Here is a 16,216-nt window from a genome sequence, read left to right on the forward strand (position 1 = left end):
CTCCCCTTAGCGCTGGAAGAGAATCGGAAACCAGTCTTCGCGCAGGCGTTGGCCGGGGATCATGTCATGCCCTGGAAACGGCGGTGAGGTGCGGCCCGGGCGCTCGACATAGCGTGCATCATCCCCGACCAAGCGCAGGGAAAAGGCGCGGCGGCGGCTTTCAGATTGGTTGCCGCGTGCCCCGTGCAGCGTGCGATAGTTGAAAGCAACAGCATCACCGGGCTCCATCTCGAACTCGACCACGCGCATTCCCTCGGCATCCGGGTCGGGAACCGGAATGTACTGACCTTCGTCAGCAAAGAACCCTTCCTCGGAAACCCAGCGGGTCGGAAGCACTTCTTTGTCCCAAAGGTGAGACCCTGCAACGCAGCGCAACGTGGCCTGCTTGACCGGGTCCAGTGGAGACCAGAAACTGATCGTCTGTCGACCTTCGACGAAGTAATAGGGCCCGTCCTGATGCCATGGTGTTGCCATAGAGGTGCCGGGCTCTTTGACCAGCACGTGATCATGGAACATCTGCACACTGCGCGATTGCATCAACTGGGCAGCAACCTCGGCAGCGGCAGAGTTTTCAACGACCTGACGGAATTCAGGAATACGCGACCAGTTGCAATAGTCGTCGAAAAACAGGCCTGTCTCGCCCTTCTTCTTGTTGTCCGATGCATAAGGGCCCGGCGCGGCCATGTTGGCCGCGACCCCATTACGCAATGTCTCGACATGATCCGCAAACAGGCCCTTGACCAGCACCACACCGTCAGACTGGTAGCTTTCGATCATGTCTTGCGTGACCAAGGGGTGAGGCATGGCAGAGTCTCCGAAGCAATTTGCCCTCTTCTGCACGGGAAGATACCAACTGATCAAATCTTATTTTTGATCTGGCGCACATTGCCGGAACTGCGTTCAGCGCACGCGTTTTGGAATGCAGCCTATTTCGCCACTGCTAACCCATAGCCAACACGTGGGAGCAACACCAAAAAACTGGATTACTTCTTTTTGCGCAGACGGATCACGACATCGACGGACGCGATCTCAAGCCCTTGTGGGGCTTCGGGCAGGCTTTGGATCACCAACTCATCCGATGGCGCATCGCTGAGCCGTCCATCATCTTCCCAGAAGAAATGCGGGTGATCGTGCGTGTTGGTGTCGAAATAGCTTTTCGATCCATCCACCGTGATTTCCTGCAAAACACCCGCATCACAGAACGCACGCAAAGTGTTATAGACCGTAGCCAGTGACACCGCATCGCCATTTTCCTTGGCCGATTCAAACAGGCTTTCTGCTGTGACATGCCGGTGCAACCCGTCGCCGACCAAAAGCTCGGCCAAGGCCACACGCTGTCGCGTCGGACGCAGACCGGCGCCTGTCAGCCAATTTGTCGCTATCTCACGGCTTTGAGGTGTCATAGTTCCGATACCCGTTTCTTGCTAACTCTATATATAGAGACCTTCCCTTGGTGATTTCAAATGAAAATCATTCTCAGGGAATGCACTTAGCGTCGCATGTAATGGCGTTGCTGCTCTTGCAGGACCTTGCATACGGGTGCTAGACGAGGCGAGATAAAACAAACGGACCCCTGGCAGGAGAGGCAGCAAGAATGGCTCAATTCCCGAGCAGCTTTGACAAGGATGATCTGCTGAAATGCGCCCGCGGCGAGCTTTTTGGCCCCGGCAATGCGCAGTTGCCCGCCCCGCCCATGCTGATGATGGACCGTATCACCGAGATTTCCGATGATGGTGGCGCGCATGGCAAAGGCCATGTTCTGGCCGAATTCGACATCACTCCGGATCTTTGGTTCTTTGACTGCCATTTCCCCGGCAACCCGATCATGCCCGGCTGCCTTGGCCTGGACGGTTTGTGGCAGCTGACCGGTTTCAACCTGGGCTGGCGCGGCTGGCAGGGGCGCGGCATGGCGGTTGGCGTGGGTGAGGTCAAGCTGACCGGCATGGTTCGCCCGGATCGCAAGATGCTGACGTATAAAATTGATTTCAAAAAAGCGATACAGACTCGCCGCCTGACGATGGGCGTGGCGGATGGTATTGTCGAAGCCGACGGTGAAATGATTTATGACGTCAAAGACATGAGAGTCGTTCTGTCCGACGCCTGAGGCGGACCGGCCTGAAATAAGGAGCACGCATATGCGTCGAGTAGTTGTCACCGGTTTGGGTGTTGTGTCCGCTATCGGGAACAATGCCGATGAGGTGCTGGCCTCCCTCAAAGCCGGGAAATCTGGCATTGAGGCCAATGAACAGATGATCGAGCATGGCTTTCGCAGCCGGATTGCCGGATCGCTGAAGATCGACGTCACCGAACACATAGACAAGCGCACTTTGCGCTTCATGGGCCCAGGTGCAGCTTATGCCTATATCGCGATGTCTCAGGCGATAGCAGATGCGGGCCTGACCGAGGATCAGGTCGTGAACCCGCGTACCGGTCTTGTGGCCGGATCTGGCGGGCCGTCGACAAGTGCTATGCTCACTGCACATCAGACCGTGCTCAAGAACGGGGCGACAAAGCGGATAGGGCCTTTTGCGGTTCCGAAATGCATGTGTTCGACCATTTCCGCCAACCTTGCGACAGCGTTCAAGATCAAGGGTATCAACTACTCTATCACATCAGCCTGCTCGACCTCGCTGCATTGCATCGGCAACGCGGCAGAACAGATCATGTTGGGCAAGCAAGACGTTATGTTCGCGGGCGGCGGCGAAGAGCTGGACTGGACCCTGTCCTGCCTGTTTGACGCTATGGGTGCGATGTCATCGAAATACAATGACACACCCGAAAAAGCCTCGCGGGCGTTCGACCAGAACCGCGACGGATTCGTCATCTCGGGCGGTGGTGGCATTGTTGTTCTGGAAGACCTTGAACACGCGCTGGCCCGTGGGGCCAAGATTTATGCAGAAGTAACCGGCTATGCTGCAACTTCGGACGGGCACGACATGGTGGCCCCATCGGGCGAAGGCGGCGAACGCGCGATGCGGCTGGCCATGTCCACCCTGCCGGAAGGGCGCAAGGTTGGTTATATCAACGCCCATGGCACCTCGACCCCTGTGGGCGATGTTGGCGAGGTGGAAGCCGTGCGCCGGATCTTCGGTGAAGGCAACGTACCCCCGATCTCATCAACCAAGTCGATGACGGGCCATGCACAGGGCGCGGCAGGGGCTCTTGAAGCCATCTTCTGCCTGCTGATGCTGGACAATGACTTTATTACGCCGTCGATCAATGTCGAAACGCTCGCAGAAGGTATCCTGCCGGGCGAAGTGGCGACGGAACTAAAAGAAAACGCGGGACTGGACAGTGTAATGACCAACAGCTTTGGCTTTGGCGGAACCAACGGATCCATGATCCTTTCGAAATATAACGGGTGAATGTGATGTCGGATCTTCTAAAGGGTAAACGCGGCCTCATCATGGGCGTGGCCAATGACCGCTCGATCGCCTGGGGCATCGCCAAAGCCATGCACGAGGCAGGTGCAGAGCTGGCCTTCACCTATCAGGGTGAAGCTTTTGGCAAGCGGCTGGAACCTCTGGCCCAAAGCCTGGGCAGCGATTTCATGGTGGATGCAGATGTCACTGATGATGCGTCACTGGATCGCGCGTTTGGCGAACTTTCCGCACGCTGGCCAACCATTGATTTTGTGGTTCACGCCATCGCGTTCTCAGACAAATCCGAACTGACCGGGCGGTTTCTGAACACGACGCGGGCGAATTTCAAACATTCACTGGATGTCTCGGCCTATTCCTTCATCGAAGTTGCGCGTCGCGCCTATCCGATGATGCAGGAAAATGGCGGTACGCTGCTGACCCTGACCTATCAGGGTTCGAACAAGGTTGTGCCGAATTACAATGTGATGGGCGTGGCCAAGGCAGCTCTGGAATCGGCAACCCGTTATCTGGCCAATGATCTGGGCCCCGACGGCATTCGCGTGAACGCGATCTCGCCCGGCCCGATGAAAACACTGGCCGGAGCAGCGATTGGGGGCGCGCGCAAAACCTACAAGTTCTGCGACCAAAACGCTCCGATGCGTTCGAATGCCACACTGGAAGCCGTGGGTGGTACAGCCGTCTACCTTGCCTCAGATGCGGGCGCCTGCACCTCGGGCGAAATCATCCGCGTGGATGGCGGGTTCCACGTCCTTGGAATGCCACAGCCCGACTTCATGTGACCTCAACTTTCCCCGCCTCTGCCCAGATTTGACCATCATTGACGGGCAGAGAATGGGATATGAGCAAAGTTGAACAAATCCTTGCAAACAATACGCGCGTATCAGCGAAGTCCAAACCCGGAATTCGCGGGGGTCGGGCGCGTATCGTGTTGCTTTCGCTGGTCCTATTGCTGGCCGTGTTCATTCTGATGACTGATCCGCATATGCGGTCATTAGCCGAGCCGGCGTTGGGTCAGATACCAGGGCTCTGACCCGGACCTATCAGTTGATGGACACGATCTCGATATCAAAGATCAGGTCTTGTCCGGCCAGCGCGTGATTGGCATCGAGCGTGACCGTGGCTTCATCCGCTTCCATCACCGTTACAGGCAAGGCCTGTCCGTCCGGCGTTTGCATCTGCAGCTGCGTACCTGGTTCCAGCGGAATATCATCAGGAATGCCTTCGCGCGGGATTTGCTGGCGCATGGCCGGGTTGATTGGGCCATAGGCTTCGGCACAGGGTACTTCGACGCGCTTTTTCTCTCCAATTTCCATCCCGGGCAGCGCTGTGTCCAGACCGGGAATGATCTGCCCTGAACCGACTGCAAATTCCAGCGGATCGCGGCCTTCCGAACTGTCGAACACTTTTCCGTCCAGCAATGTGCCGGTGTAGTGGATGCGAACAGTATCGCCTTTTTTGATTGTGGTCATGAAAGCCTCGGGCTGAAGAAAATGGAACGCTGACCCTAGTGGCCCCGAACACAATGTAAACCCTTTGGGCTTTAACCCCCGGAACCATTGTGCTTACTTTCCCGCGACCACAGGAGGATCAGATGGCAATCACCACATGTGTATTCGACGCCTACGGCACGCTCTTCGATGTGGCCGCTGCAGCCCGGCAAGCTGCGGCCGAGCCGGGGAACGAGGCGCTGAGCGACACCTGGCCCACGCTGGCCAACCATTGGCGCCTGAAACAGTTGCAATACACATGGTTGCGGGCGGTTGCCGACGCCCATGCCGACTTCTGGGACGTCACGCAGGATGGTCTGGACTGGGCGCTTGAGGCGACCGGGCTAGAGGGCGACGATGCCCTGCGCCAACGCCTTCTGGATCTCTATTGGGAGCTTCAGGCCTATCCTGAAGTGCCCACTATGCTATCAGCCCTGAAAGCGGGCGGTCTGAATACGGCGATCCTGTCCAATGGCTCACCTCCGATGTTGGAGGGCGCTGTGCAATCGGCGGGGATCGGCGAAGTGCTTGATGATGTGCTGTCGGTGGAAACTGTTGGTGTCTTCAAACCACATGTGCGGGTCTATGACCTTGTTCAGGAACGGTTCGAATGCAACCGGGATGAGGTGCTGTTTGTCAGCTCAAACGGCTGGGACGCCGCAGGTGCCAGTGGCTATGGGTTTGTAACTGCCTGGGTCAATCGCTCCGGCGAGCCGATGGACCGCTTGCCCTGGAAGCCTGCACATGTTTTGTCGGATCTCACGACGATCCCCCAGCTTGCAGGCCTCTGATGCCGCACTTCACCACATCCGACAATATGCGGATTTATTTTGAGGACGCGGGCACAGGCCTGCCGGTTCTGTGTCTTGCTGGGCTGACCCGCACGGTACGCGATTTCGATTTTGTCGCGCCGCATCTGGCCCAATACCGGATGATCGCGATGGATTATCGCGGGCGGGGTCAATCGGATTTCGATACGGATTATTCGAACTACAACATTCTGCGTGAATCTCAGGACGTCATCGAGCTGCTGGATCATCTGGGACTGGAACAGGTGAATATCCTCGGCACCTCGCGCGGCGGATTGATCGCGATGGCGCTGGCGGCCAGCCACCCTGCCCGCCTGTCGCGCGTCATCCTGAACGATGTCGGCCCGGTGATTGATCCGAATGGCCTTGCCCTGATCATGACCTATGTGGGCAAACGCCCTGCCGCAAAAACCTATGACGAGGCGGCTGCGGGCCTGCAATCGGTGATGGAGGCGCGGTTTCCCGGCGTGTCACTTGAGCGCTGGCGCACGCAGGCCGAAAATCAGTATCTGGAAACGCCAGACGGGCTGCAATTGCGATATGATCCCAAACTGCGTGATGCGCTGATTGATCAATCTGCCGCTGGCCCGGCCCCGGATCTGTGGCCGCTGTTCGCGGCGCTGCGCGACGTCCCCACCGGGCTGATACGGGGGCAGAACTCAGACCTGCTGAGCCCAGACACTCTGGTCGAAATGCACCAAAGACATCCCGGCCTGCGGTCGGTCGAGATACCAGATCGCGGCCATGTGCCGTTTCTGGACGAACCGCAGGCAGTCGACCTGATTCACGCCATTTTGGAGACGTCATGAGCACGCTTGAAATGATCGAAGCCGCCGCAGAGCGACTTGAAGGCCATGTGCGCGAAACCCCGATCCTGACCTCTCCGTTTCTCGATGAAATCGCCGGTCGTCGTGTGCTGGTCAAGCCGGAATGCCTGCAGCATACCGGCAGCTTCAAGTTTCGGGGCGCGTGGTCGGCGATTTCCGCGCTGGATCCGCAGGTGCGCATGAACGGGGTGATTGCCTATTCTTCTGGAAATCACGCGCAAGGTGTGGCCTATGCTGCATCTCAGCACGGGATTGCGTCGGTGATCGTGATGCCCTCGGACGCACCGCAACTCAAGATCGATAATACCCGGTCTCTGGGGGCCGAAGTAGTGCTCTATGATCGGGCCTCGGAAAGCCGAGAGGACATCGGCGAGGCGCTGGCACAAAAGCGCGGGTTGACGCTGATCCGTCCTTATGACGAACCGCTCGTGATTGCCGGGCAAGGCACAACGGGGCTTGAGATTGCCCGGCAGGCACAAACCCTGGGTGTGACACAGGCAGATGTTCTGATCTGCTGCGGCGGAGGTGGCCTCAGCGCGGGTATAGCTTTGGCATTGGAGGGTCATGCGCCCGGATTGCGGCCACGCACTTGCGAGCCTGAGGGGTTTGACGACGTGAAACGCTCGCTGGCCTCGGGGCAGGTTCAACGCAACGCCGCCACATCCGGCAATATCTGCGACGCGATCCTGACGCCGCAACCCGGCGAGATCACCTTTCCAATCATCAACCGCCTCTGCGGTCCCGGGCTTTCGGTCGGCGAAGACGAGGCCCTGCGCGCCATGGCCTTGGCCTTTCTGCGGCTCAAGATCGTGCTTGAACCCGGGGGAGCGGTATCGTTGGCGTCGGCGCTGTTTCGCAAGGATGAGATCGAAGGCGATGCTGTGATAGTCGTCGCATCGGGTGGAAATGTAGACCCGGCCGTTTTCGCCAAGGCGTTGACCTACCTTTCCTGATCCCCGCCGAGCCTATGGCGGGAAAGACCTGTGCAGGTTACAATGACTCATTTGAGTAGGAGATTTTCCAATGCAACTCGCTGCTCTCGGAGACGTCAGTCTCCATTATCGGGTGGACGGCCCTTCGGACGGACCAACCGTCGTCTTTGCCAACTCTTTGGGCACGGATCTGCGGCTATGGGACCCGATCCTGCCTTACCTTCCCGACAACCTGCGCCTCATTCGGTTCGACAAGCGCGGGCACGGATTGTCCAGCCTACCCAAAGGCCCCTATGCAATGGGTGCGTTGGTACGAGATACCGAACGGCTTTTGGATTTGCTCGACGTCAAGGATTGCGTCTTTGTCGGGCTGTCCATAGGCGGGATGATTGCACAGGGCCTGGCCGTCAAGCGGTTGGACCTGATACGCGCGATGGTGCTTTCGAATACTGCGGCGAAGATCGCCACTCCGGCGATTTGGCAAACCCGCATTGACGCTGCCCGCGAAGGCGGGATCGAAGCCTTGGCGGATGGCACAATGGAGCGTTGGTTCACCAAAGAGTTTCGCAGTACGCCACAGTTGGAGCTTTGGCGAAACATGATGATCCGACAGCCGCTCGAGGGGTATCTGGGATGCTGCGCTGCGATTTCGGGCACAGATTTTTATACCCCAACCAGTGGCTTGCGGCTGCCGACATTGGGAATCGCCGGTTCAGAGGATGGATCGACCCCACCGGATCTGGTGCGCGAAACCATTGATCTGATCCCCGGATCGCGTTTCGAACTGATGCGCCGCGCTGGTCATCTGCCCTGCGTCGAACGCCCTGAAGAATACGCAACCCTACTGACCGGATTTCTCAAGGAAATCGGCCACATCTAAGGGAGTAAAGCGATGGCAAATTTCTTGTTGGTCCACGGTTCGTGCCACGGGGCATGGTGCTGGCGCGATCTTATTCCCAAACTGACCGGGCTGGGACATAGGGCAAGCGCAATCGACATGCCCAGCCACGGCTCTGACCCGACCCCCGTGTCCGACGTTACATTGGAGGGCTGCCGTGACGCGGTACTGGCGGCCTGCCGCCCCGATACGATCGTGATTGGCCATTCCTGGGGTGGCTACCCGACCAGCGCCGCCGCCCAGGCCGCACCAAATGCGATGCGCGGATTGGTTTATCTCTGCGCCTATGTCCCGCAATCGGGTCTTTCGATGATCGAAATGCGCAAACGCGCACCACGCCAATTGATCGGCGATGCGGTCATGAAATCCGCAGACGGGCTGTCCTATTACGTGAAACCGGATCGGGTAAAAGGCCTGTTTTACCATGATTGCCCGGACGAAATCCTCGCCTATGCGCTCGGGCGCCTCTGCCCCCAGGCGATCCGGCCTCAGGATACTCCACTGACTTTGGACGAAAGTTTTGATCGCGTGCCCAAGGCCTATATCCGCACCACGGATGACCGCACGGTTCCGACCGAATATCAGGAAACCATGAGCCATTGCGCGCCGCCCGAACTGCGCAAGACAATCGACAGCGGGCATTCCCCCTTCTTTTCCCACCCCGCGCAGCTTGCCGGTCTCATCGACGATATCGCCAAGGAATTGTGATGGCTTAGGCAGATGCCGGATTGCGCTATGCGTCTGATCAGTTAGGGTTCGCCAACCCTTAAACGCTGGAAACGAATGCGCCTGCCTTTTGTGTTCATCCTCGGAACCGTGATGATCGACGCGATGGGCATCGGTCTGGTTCTGCCGATCATGCCGCAACTGATCGTCGAGGTTCAGGGCGGATCTTTGGCAAATGCCGCGATCTGGGGCGGCGTACTCAGCACCGCTTTTGCTGCGATGCAATTCCTGTTTGGCCCGATTCTGGGCAACCTCTCGGACGCGTATGGGCGCAGGCGGGTGATGCTGGTGTCGCTGTTTGTGATGGCGCTGGACTATATAGTCATGGCGGTCGCAGGCAGTATCTGGCTGTTGCTGATCGGGCGGCTTGTGGGCGGCATCACCGCAGCCACCCATTCAACCGCTGCGGCTTTCATGGCCGATGTGTCGAAACCCCATGAAAAGGCCGCAAATTTCGGCCTGCTTGGTGCGGCGTTTGGCTTGGGGTTTGTGCTGGGCCCCATTCTGGGTGGCATACTCGCCGAATTCGGAACCCGCGCACCGTTTTGGGCGGCAGCGGGGCTTTCAGCCTTGGGCTGCCTGTTGGGTTTTCTGGTCATGCCCGAAACCGTCAAAGACGAAAACCGCAGACCCTTTCGGTGGCGCCGCGCACACCCGGCCCGCGCTTTGCAGGCCATAGCGGAACTACCCGGTATTCGCCCCTTGCTGTGGGTCTATTTCCTCTATTCCGTGTCAATCTATGTCTACCCTGCCATCTGGGCCTATTTCACGCTTGAGCGGTTCGGGTGGTCGCCACAGATGATCGGCCTGTCACTTGGTGTGTACGGGCTTGCCATGGCGGCGGTACAAGGCGGTTTGATCCGGCCCGCGACACGTATTCTGGGCGAACGGGTTACGATCATCGTCGGTATGGCGTTCGAGATCTTCAGCTATGTGCTATTGGCCTTTCTGACCAACGGTCTGATCGTCTTGCTTTTGATCCCCATAACGGCGCTTGGTGCGGTGGTGACCCCGGCGCTGCAAGCGATGATGTCGCGCGCAACACCTGATTCTCAACAAGGCGAACTGCAGGGCGTTTTGGCTGCGCTTCATGCCTTGTCCATGATCGTCTCGCCATTGGTCATGACCGGTGTATTTGCTTACTTCATTGGTCCTGATACGCCTTTCTATCTGCCCGGCGCACCCTTCTTGTTGGCGCTGGTGTTGATGGGTCTGGGTCTGGCGCTGTTCATGCGACCGGCGCATGCCCGCACGTAAAGCGACCTTTTCCTGACGGAAACGGACTTGCAGGCCGACACATGCCAGTCCACCGTGGCTGAAAGCAAAGCGGGGAGGCTCATGCAAACAATCAAAGCAGCAGTATGCCATGCGTTTGACGCGCCATTGGTGATCGAAGACGTCCAACTGGCCCCACCGGGCATGGGCGAGGTCGAGGTGACGTTGGACGCAGTGGCGATTTGCCACTCTGACATCTCGTATGCGAGCGGGGCCTGGGGAGGATTCTTGCCCGCCGTCTATGGCCACGAGGCCGCTGGTGTGGTGACTGCCGTTGGCGATGGTGTCTCGGAATTTGCACTCGGTGACAGCGTGGTTGTCACACTGATCCGCGCCTGTGGATCATGCCCCTCTTGTGCGGGTGGCAAACCGACGATCTGCGAAACGCCTTACAACACCGTCAAAGGGCCTTTGCGCACGGCAAAGGGCGATCCGCTGGAACAGGCGATGGCCTGCGGAGCCTTTGCTGAAAAAGTCGTGGTCAGCCACCGCCAGATCGTCAAGATCCCAGCTTCCATGCCCAAGGATGTCGCCAGTCTCTTGTCTTGCGGGGTCATCACCGGTGTCGGTGCTGCGGTGAACGCAGCACAGGTGCGTCCCGGGCAGGATGTGGTTGTCATTGGAACAGGCGGCGTTGGCCTCAACGCCATTCAGGGCGCGCATCTTGCCGGGGCCCGCCGGATCGTGGCTGTGGACATGACCGAAGACAAGCTGGAGATCGCCAAGGAGTTCGGTGCAACACATGGTGTTTTAGCAACCTTGGAGGCCCCTTGGAAAGCGGCCTACAAGGCGCTTGGCGGGCGCGGAGCCGATGCGGTGCTGATCACCGTCGGTGCCATCCCCGCATATGAACAGGCCCCCCGATATCTTGGGCGCGGAGGCCGGGCGATCATGATCGGGATGCCACATACCGGGGCCGAAGCCTCTTACGAGCCGGTCATCCTTGCGGCTGTTGGCCAGGGCCTGATCGGTTCGAAAATGGGTGACGTGGTCATTCAGCGCGATATCCCATGGATGATCGATCTGTATGAACAGGGGCGATTGAAGCTGGATGAGCTGATCTCGGGTCGGTGGCGGCTGGATCAGATCAACGACGCGATCGAAGACACCAAATCCGGCTCGGCCAAGCGGAACGTCATCCTCTTCGACAAAAGCTGAACCCGAAAGGAGACGCGATGAAACTGCAGGATCTCGACGTTATCGTCACCGCTCCTCCGGCCCCTGGCTGGGGCGGGCGCTATTGGATATTGGTCAAGGTGACCACCGACACTGGGATCACGGGATGGGGCGAGTGCTACGCCTCATCGGTCGGGCCCGAGGCGATGACCCATGTGATCCATGACGTGTTTCAACGCCACATGGCCGGAGAGAACCCCGAAAACATCGAACTGATGTTCCGCCGCGCCTATTCCAGCGGGTTTACCCAGCGTCCTGATCTGACCGTGATGGGCGCTTTTTCAGGGCTCGAGATCGCCTGTTGGGACATTCTGGGCAAGGATCGCGACAGACCGGTTTATGCACTGTTGGGCGGGCGCGTGAACGACCGTATCCGCGCCTACACTTATCTCTACCCCCTACCACAGCATAACCTGACCGATTTCTGGACGTCACCGGATCAAGCTGGTGAGGCCGCCGCCGACGCGGTTCAGCGCGGCTATACCGCCGTCAAGTTCGACCCGGCTGGCCCCTATACCATCCGTGGCGGGCACATGCCTGCGATGAGCGATATTTCGATGTCGGTGGCCTTCTGCAAAGCCATTCGCGAAGCCGTAGGTGACAAGGCCGATCTGCTCTTTGGCACCCATGGGCAGTTCAACACCGCGGGCGCCATCCGTTTGGGGCAGGCACTGGAACCCTTTTCGCCCCTTTGGTTCGAAGAGCCGACCCCACCCGACATGATCGAAGACATGGCCCGCGTGGCGCGCAATGTTCGCATCCCAGTTGCCACTGGTGAGCGCATGACCACCAAAGCCGAATTTGGCGCTGTTCTTCGGGCTGGCGCGGCAGAGATCCTGCAGCCAGCCCTGGGTCGCGCAGGTGGGATCTGGGAGATGAAGAAGGTCGCAGCCATGGCCGAAATGTTCAACGCGCAAATGGCACCGCATCTTTATGCCGGTCCCGTCGAATGGGCGGCCAACATCCATCTTGCGGCCTCGATCCCCAATCTGCTGCTGCTTGAGACAATCGAAACACCGTTCCACGACCGGTTGATCAAGGGGTCAATCCGAGTGGAAAACGGCTTTGTTACCCCGCCAACGGCGCCTGGTCTCGGGATCGACTTGGACGAAGAGCTTGCCCGCGCCCACCCCTATTCCGGCAGTGGGCTGCATCTTGAGATGCAGGAAGAGCCTTGCAATTACGTCGACGGCAACGCGTTCCAAGGCGGTGCTCCTGCGACAGAGGGGTGACATTGCCCTTTGAATTGAGGCATATTGCCCCAAATATGAACAACCAGCCGGAAAACACGTGGCCTCATTGGACCTGAACCCTCAAGCGTCAGCCACTGCCGTGGACATGAAGGAAAACGCTCAGAAGGCCTCTGCCTATTTAAAGGCTTTGGCCCATGAAGGGCGGCTGATGATCTTGTGCCATCTCATCACCGGCGAACGTTCGGTTGGCCAGCTTGAAGATTTGTTGCAAATGCGGCAGGCAGCTGTGAGCCAGATGCTTGCGCGTCTTCGCGAAGAACAACTTGTATCGACCCGGCGTGAAGGCAAGACGATCTACTACACTCTGAGCGACGAAAAGACCAAAAAGGTCATCGGAGTTCTTTATGATCTGTTTTGTGCGCCAGACGCCTGAGCTAGTTCAATTCGAAACATAGCCCGCGATGACCTGCAGCAGTTTGAACGCTGTCGCTGAGTCGTTTTCGACCACGGCCATGAATTCCTCTTCCCCGATCCGCAGGCAGGACAAATCGGTTTCGGCGATCATGCTCAGCGCGCGCGGCTCTTTGCGGATAAGGCCCAATTCACCGACCAAAGACCCGGCATCCGCTGTCATGATCAACTGATCCGGCCCGTCCGGTTGCGGCAGGTATAGCCCTGCTTCGCCTTCCAGAACGACATAAGCACCGTCGGTGGGTTGATCATCCTTAAGAAACACCACCTCTCCGGCCTTGGCGTTGAACCATTGCGCGCCAAAGGCAAGTAGCCGCAGCTGCCTGCGATCAAGGCTCGAAAACAGAGGCGTTTGCTCCAACGCGCGTAGCTTACGCGCCAAATCGGCTGCTGATGCGCTGTCTTCCTCCACGTCGCCTGGCCCCTCATCCGTCACAACACGACCCTGTCGGATTTCGACAAACATGTCGAATGCCTGAGGATTCTGGAATTGATCGTTCAAGTATATGACAGTTGTTTCGGGCAACAAAGCGCGCAAGTTCTTGTAGACAGCGACCTGTGTCTGCATGTCATAGCTGGCCAGTGCGTTGTCGAGGATCAGAATATCGGGTTTCTTGATCGTCGCACGGGTAAAGGCCAGCGGCTCAGCGAACAAGGCTGGCAGGTTCTGACCACCCAAAGCAACCGGCACATCAAAGATCAACTCGATCACAAGCGGGCGCGCGCCATTTTCCGACAACACATCCACAATCAATTTGCGCACCTCGTCCGAGCGTGAGCCGCCGATTTGACTGATTTTACCGAACAGCGCGTTTTCCATCACGGTCAAGCCGGGCGCGGACTTTTCCGGGTCGAGCGGTACAAAGACATCCAGCAACGGTTGCAACAGCTCTTCCGAGTGGCTTGCGCGCAATTCAAGAATTCGCGTCTTCAACTCATCCGTAAAGGCGGGGCCAATCTGTTCCGCCGAAATCGCAAATGGTACGGCCAACAGGTTCGCCAGTTGCTCATTGTCGAGACCCGCAGCACCTTCGTTGCGCGTACGGTCAATCAGGTCCACGGCAGTTTCATATGTCTGCGCCTCAAGCCCCAACTTTCGGAACAAGGGGTGATCTGTACCGTCCAACCCGAAGATCTGACGCAGCATCTCGATTACGTCGCGGGTCAGATCAATCAGGGTTTCATCCAGACCCAACTCGCGCAATTGGCCCAAAAAGACAGTTTGTTTGGCCAACATCTCTTGCGTGACCGGAACGCGAGGTGTGGCAAACAGAAGGTTCTCGGCCACGGGCAAAGCAGAGTTATAGGTGTTCTGGTCAAAGACCAACGCCTGCTGTTCCAAACCTGCTTCACGTACCGCGCTCTGCACCTTTGGCCGCAACTCGACCAGTTTTTGGGCCAATGCGGGGCGCGCTTCGGCGTCGAACATCTGTTCGGCACCGCGTTGAAACAGGGCCGCCCCCGACCCCATGCCATCAATCAGCTGCAACCACCAATCCCGCAGCTCTTTTTCTGATTCGACATGGGCCAGCGACGGATCCAGCCATTCGGCTTCAAACGGATCACTGCTATTGCCTGCACGCAGAGTTTCGGCAAAGTCCGGATTATTCGATGTGTTGTCTTGCGGTCGAAACCGCATCGGCATCATGACATTGTCACCCAACGAACCCTGAAACATCACCGGTCGGGACGTCGCATAGCCGATGCGGGCTGCAACCACAGCCTGATGCAAGCCAGACAGGTTCACATCACCGATCGTTACGCTGCCAGACCCCGGCAGAATCTCGCGGGTCAGCAGCTCGGCAACCGCGCGGCGATCTTCCTCGCTGGGCGCGGCGATACCTATTGTCTTGCCACCCGGGAAGGTCAGGTTCAGATCGTCCAGAACCTGATTGCCATCCATGTCCCGCACCGAGACATTGTTGAGATGAATGTCCCCCCGCAAATGCGGTCGGTTTTCGGGCTCACCTTCGAACAACGCTTCGTCCTGCATACCAGGGGGCGCAAACCGCTCAATCACCACGTCCCAGCGCAGCGCCATATCCTGTGTCTGGTTGTAATAGGCCAACAGCTCTTTCCACGGTGAGCTGAGATCCTTGTAGGCCGCCAGCGCAGCCACAAGCGCACCCAGCGAGACCGAGCCCTGCAGCACCAGCAGACCGCCAACCAGATAAAACATGAAAGGTGTCAGTTGCGAGATGAAGTTGTTGATGAACTTCATAAAGAACTTTTTCTGGTAGATCTCGAACCGGATGGCGAACAGACGCCCCAGCTGATCCGAGATCATGGCGCGGCGATAACGCCAACCGCCATTGGCCCGCAAGGTCGCGGCGCCTGCGGCGTTCTCACCGATCTGCGCGGCCAGAACACGCACTTCCTGAATGCGCTTCTTGTTGAGCAGATTGATCTGTCGTTGAAGCTTGGGGATCAGCCAGGCTTGCAGCGGGATCAGCGCAACCGCAGCCAATCCGAACCAGAAGCTTTGCAAGAACAGAAATGACAGGATCGTGATCATCTGCCCAGCTTGCAGCACCGGCTGGCTGATCGCGTCGCCCATCAACCCGCCCATCGGTTCACTTTCGGCGGTGATCATCGACACCATTTCGCCCTGGCTGACCCGTTCAAAATAAGGCTGCGGAAATCGCAAGGCGCGGCTGGTCAACTGATACCGAAACCGGCGCAGCATACGTTCGCTCAACACCCCTTTCATGGTGTTGATGCGCATCTTCATGATGCCGTGGGCAAGAACAGCCAGCAGAAAGGCAAAGCAAAGGATCACCAGAAAGGTGGTCTGTGGCAGGCTATAGCCCCAAACGTTGACGATCGAACTGGACGCACCGATGGCGTCGTTGATGATCCGCTTGGGCAGCTCAAGCGTCAGGTAAAGCAAAGGAAACAGCGTCGACGTAACGGCCAGAAGAATAAGCTGGTCGCGCTTCGAGTATTTCCAGATGAACCGAAAGATCGTGCGTTCTATGGCGCCGGCCCCTGCAATTGCTTCGTCGTATAACTCACTGATTTCGACGCGAATACAACAGT

At 58.1% G+C, this 16,216-nt stretch carries 17 protein-coding genes; 13 read left to right on the plus strand and 4 right to left on the minus strand.

Going from position 1 to position 16,216, the window contains the following annotated elements; genetic code table 11:
- Window positions 1-6: 6 nt before the first annotated feature.
- Window positions 7-804, minus strand: a complete 798-nt coding sequence (locus GOV38_RS15210; RefSeq protein ID WP_171209439.1) for a phytanoyl-CoA dioxygenase family protein — start codon at window positions 802-804, stop codon at window positions 7-9.
- 179 nt (window positions 805-983) lie between these two features.
- Entirely contained in the window at window positions 984-1,403 is a 420-nt protein-coding gene (irrA, locus tag GOV38_RS15215; RefSeq protein WP_171100564.1) for an iron response transcriptional regulator IrrA, read from the minus strand.
- 191 nt (window positions 1,404-1,594) lie between these two features.
- Between irrA and fabA the strand changes: the two genes are divergently transcribed.
- Genes fabA through GOV38_RS15235 form a run of 4 tightly spaced genes read left to right on the plus strand, consistent with a single transcriptional unit; the run spans window position 1,595 to window position 4,413 of the window.
- Complete coding sequence (gene fabA, locus GOV38_RS15220; RefSeq protein ID WP_171100566.1) at window positions 1,595-2,104, plus strand: bifunctional 3-hydroxydecanoyl-ACP dehydratase/trans-2-decenoyl-ACP isomerase; 510 nt, start codon at window positions 1,595-1,597, stop codon at window positions 2,102-2,104.
- Window positions 2,105-2,135: 31 nt separating this feature from the next.
- Complete coding sequence (gene fabB / locus GOV38_RS15225; RefSeq protein WP_171100568.1) at window positions 2,136-3,365, plus strand: beta-ketoacyl-ACP synthase I; 1,230 nt, start codon at window positions 2,136-2,138, stop codon at window positions 3,363-3,365.
- Window positions 3,366-3,370: 5 nt separating this feature from the next.
- On the plus strand, window positions 3,371-4,162 hold the full coding sequence (locus GOV38_RS15230) for an enoyl-ACP reductase (protein WP_171100570.1): 792 nt from the start codon (window positions 3,371-3,373) through the stop codon (window positions 4,160-4,162).
- A gap of 59 nt (window positions 4,163-4,221) precedes the next feature.
- Window positions 4,222-4,413: a hypothetical protein gene (locus tag GOV38_RS15235; RefSeq protein WP_171209438.1), complete on the plus strand. Its 192-nt coding sequence runs from the start codon at window positions 4,222-4,224 to the stop codon at window positions 4,411-4,413.
- A 10-nt stretch (window positions 4,414-4,423) separates the two neighbouring features.
- On the opposite strand, the gene GOV38_RS15240 is transcribed toward GOV38_RS15235, so the two are convergent.
- Window positions 4,424-4,852, minus strand: a complete 429-nt coding sequence (locus tag GOV38_RS15240; protein ID WP_171209437.1) for a peptidylprolyl isomerase — start codon at window positions 4,850-4,852, stop codon at window positions 4,424-4,426.
- A gap of 122 nt (window positions 4,853-4,974) precedes the next feature.
- Between GOV38_RS15240 and GOV38_RS15245 the strand changes: the two genes are divergently transcribed.
- The 9 genes from GOV38_RS15245 to GOV38_RS15285 all read left to right on the plus strand — a co-directional run bounded on the left by GOV38_RS15245 (window position 4,975) and on the right by GOV38_RS15285 (window position 13,139).
- Complete coding sequence (locus tag GOV38_RS15245; RefSeq protein ID WP_171209436.1) at window positions 4,975-5,661, plus strand: haloacid dehalogenase type II; 687 nt, start codon at window positions 4,975-4,977, stop codon at window positions 5,659-5,661.
- Window positions 5,661-6,488 carry an alpha/beta fold hydrolase gene (locus GOV38_RS15250; RefSeq protein WP_171209435.1) on the plus strand — a complete coding sequence of 276 codons (828 nt, stop codon included), beginning with the start codon at window positions 5,661-5,663 and terminating at the stop codon, window positions 6,486-6,488. Before GOV38_RS15245 ends, GOV38_RS15250 begins: the two co-directional genes overlap by 1 nt.
- Entirely contained in the window at window positions 6,485-7,459 is a 975-nt protein-coding gene (locus GOV38_RS15255) for a threonine/serine dehydratase (protein WP_171209434.1), read from the plus strand. The genes GOV38_RS15250 and GOV38_RS15255 overlap by 4 nt, the downstream gene beginning before the upstream one ends.
- Window positions 7,460-7,529: 70 nt before the next feature.
- The gene (gene pcaD, locus GOV38_RS15260; RefSeq protein ID WP_171209433.1) at window positions 7,530-8,318 is read left to right on the plus strand and encodes a 3-oxoadipate enol-lactonase; all 789 of its coding nucleotides are present in this window, start codon (window positions 7,530-7,532) and stop codon (window positions 8,316-8,318) included.
- A gap of 12 nt (window positions 8,319-8,330) precedes the next feature.
- Window positions 8,331-9,044 carry an alpha/beta fold hydrolase gene (locus GOV38_RS15265; protein WP_171209432.1) on the plus strand — a complete coding sequence of 238 codons (714 nt, stop codon included), beginning with the start codon at window positions 8,331-8,333 and terminating at the stop codon, window positions 9,042-9,044.
- Between the two features lie 75 nt (window positions 9,045-9,119).
- Window positions 9,120-10,319 carry a TCR/Tet family MFS transporter gene (locus tag GOV38_RS15270; protein WP_171209431.1) on the plus strand — a complete coding sequence of 400 codons (1,200 nt, stop codon included), beginning with the start codon at window positions 9,120-9,122 and terminating at the stop codon, window positions 10,317-10,319.
- 81 nt (window positions 10,320-10,400) lie between these two features.
- On the plus strand, window positions 10,401-11,495 hold the full coding sequence (locus GOV38_RS15275) for a Zn-dependent alcohol dehydrogenase (RefSeq protein WP_171209430.1): 1,095 nt from the start codon (window positions 10,401-10,403) through the stop codon (window positions 11,493-11,495).
- Window positions 11,496-11,512: 17 nt separating this feature from the next.
- A complete protein-coding gene (locus GOV38_RS15280; RefSeq protein WP_171209429.1) occupies window positions 11,513-12,745 on the plus strand; it encodes a mandelate racemase/muconate lactonizing enzyme family protein in 1,233 nt (410 codons plus the stop codon).
- 106 nt (window positions 12,746-12,851) lie between these two features.
- Window positions 12,852-13,139, plus strand: coding sequence for a helix-turn-helix transcriptional regulator (locus GOV38_RS15285; RefSeq protein WP_171100721.1), 288 nt, complete (start codon window positions 12,852-12,854; stop codon window positions 13,137-13,139).
- A 6-nt stretch (window positions 13,140-13,145) separates the two neighbouring features.
- On the opposite strand, the gene GOV38_RS15290 is transcribed toward GOV38_RS15285, so the two are convergent.
- Entirely contained in the window at window positions 13,146-16,142 is a 2,997-nt protein-coding gene (locus GOV38_RS15290; protein WP_171209618.1) for an ABC transporter transmembrane domain-containing protein, read from the minus strand.
- Between the last annotated feature and the right edge of the window lie 74 nt (window positions 16,143-16,216).

It is taken from the genome of Ruegeria sp. HKCCA5839 (assembly GCF_013035585.1).
In the GTDB taxonomy this organism is placed as follows: Bacteria; Pseudomonadota; Alphaproteobacteria; order Rhodobacterales; family Rhodobacteraceae; genus Ruegeria.

Bases quoted from the DNA above. Each gene is read 5' to 3' on its own strand.
- GOV38_RS15285 (WP_171100721.1), top strand. From the start codon at position 12,852: ATGAAGGAAAACGCTCAGAAGGCCTCTGCCTATTTAAAGGCTTTGGCC.
- GOV38_RS15235 (WP_171209438.1), top strand. From the start codon at position 4,222: ATGAGCAAAGTTGAACAAATCCTTGCAAACAATACGCGCGTATCAGCG.
- GOV38_RS15255 (WP_171209434.1), top strand. From the start codon at position 6,485: ATGAGCACGCTTGAAATGATCGAAGCCGCCGCAGAGCGACTTGAAGGC.
- GOV38_RS15230 (WP_171100570.1), top strand. From the start codon at position 3,371: ATGTCGGATCTTCTAAAGGGTAAACGCGGCCTCATCATGGGCGTGGCC.
- fabA (WP_171100566.1), top strand. From the start codon at position 1,595: ATGGCTCAATTCCCGAGCAGCTTTGACAAGGATGATCTGCTGAAATGC.
- GOV38_RS15250 (WP_171209435.1), top strand. From the start codon at position 5,661: ATGCCGCACTTCACCACATCCGACAATATGCGGATTTATTTTGAGGAC.
- pcaD (WP_171209433.1), top strand. From the start codon at position 7,530: ATGCAACTCGCTGCTCTCGGAGACGTCAGTCTCCATTATCGGGTGGAC.
- GOV38_RS15275 (WP_171209430.1), top strand. From the start codon at position 10,401: ATGCAAACAATCAAAGCAGCAGTATGCCATGCGTTTGACGCGCCATTG.
- GOV38_RS15245 (WP_171209436.1), top strand. From the start codon at position 4,975: ATGGCAATCACCACATGTGTATTCGACGCCTACGGCACGCTCTTCGAT.
- irrA (WP_171100564.1), bottom strand. From the start codon at position 1,403: ATGACACCTCAAAGCCGTGAGATAGCGACAAATTGGCTGACAGGCGCC.
- GOV38_RS15270 (WP_171209431.1), top strand. From the start codon at position 9,120: ATGCGCCTGCCTTTTGTGTTCATCCTCGGAACCGTGATGATCGACGCG.
- fabB (WP_171100568.1), top strand. From the start codon at position 2,136: ATGCGTCGAGTAGTTGTCACCGGTTTGGGTGTTGTGTCCGCTATCGGG.
- GOV38_RS15210 (WP_171209439.1), bottom strand. From the start codon at position 804: ATGCCTCACCCCTTGGTCACGCAAGACATGATCGAAAGCTACCAGTCT.
- GOV38_RS15265 (WP_171209432.1), top strand. From the start codon at position 8,331: ATGGCAAATTTCTTGTTGGTCCACGGTTCGTGCCACGGGGCATGGTGC.
- GOV38_RS15240 (WP_171209437.1), bottom strand. From the start codon at position 4,852: ATGACCACAATCAAAAAAGGCGATACTGTTCGCATCCACTACACCGGC.
- GOV38_RS15280 (WP_171209429.1), top strand. From the start codon at position 11,513: ATGAAACTGCAGGATCTCGACGTTATCGTCACCGCTCCTCCGGCCCCT.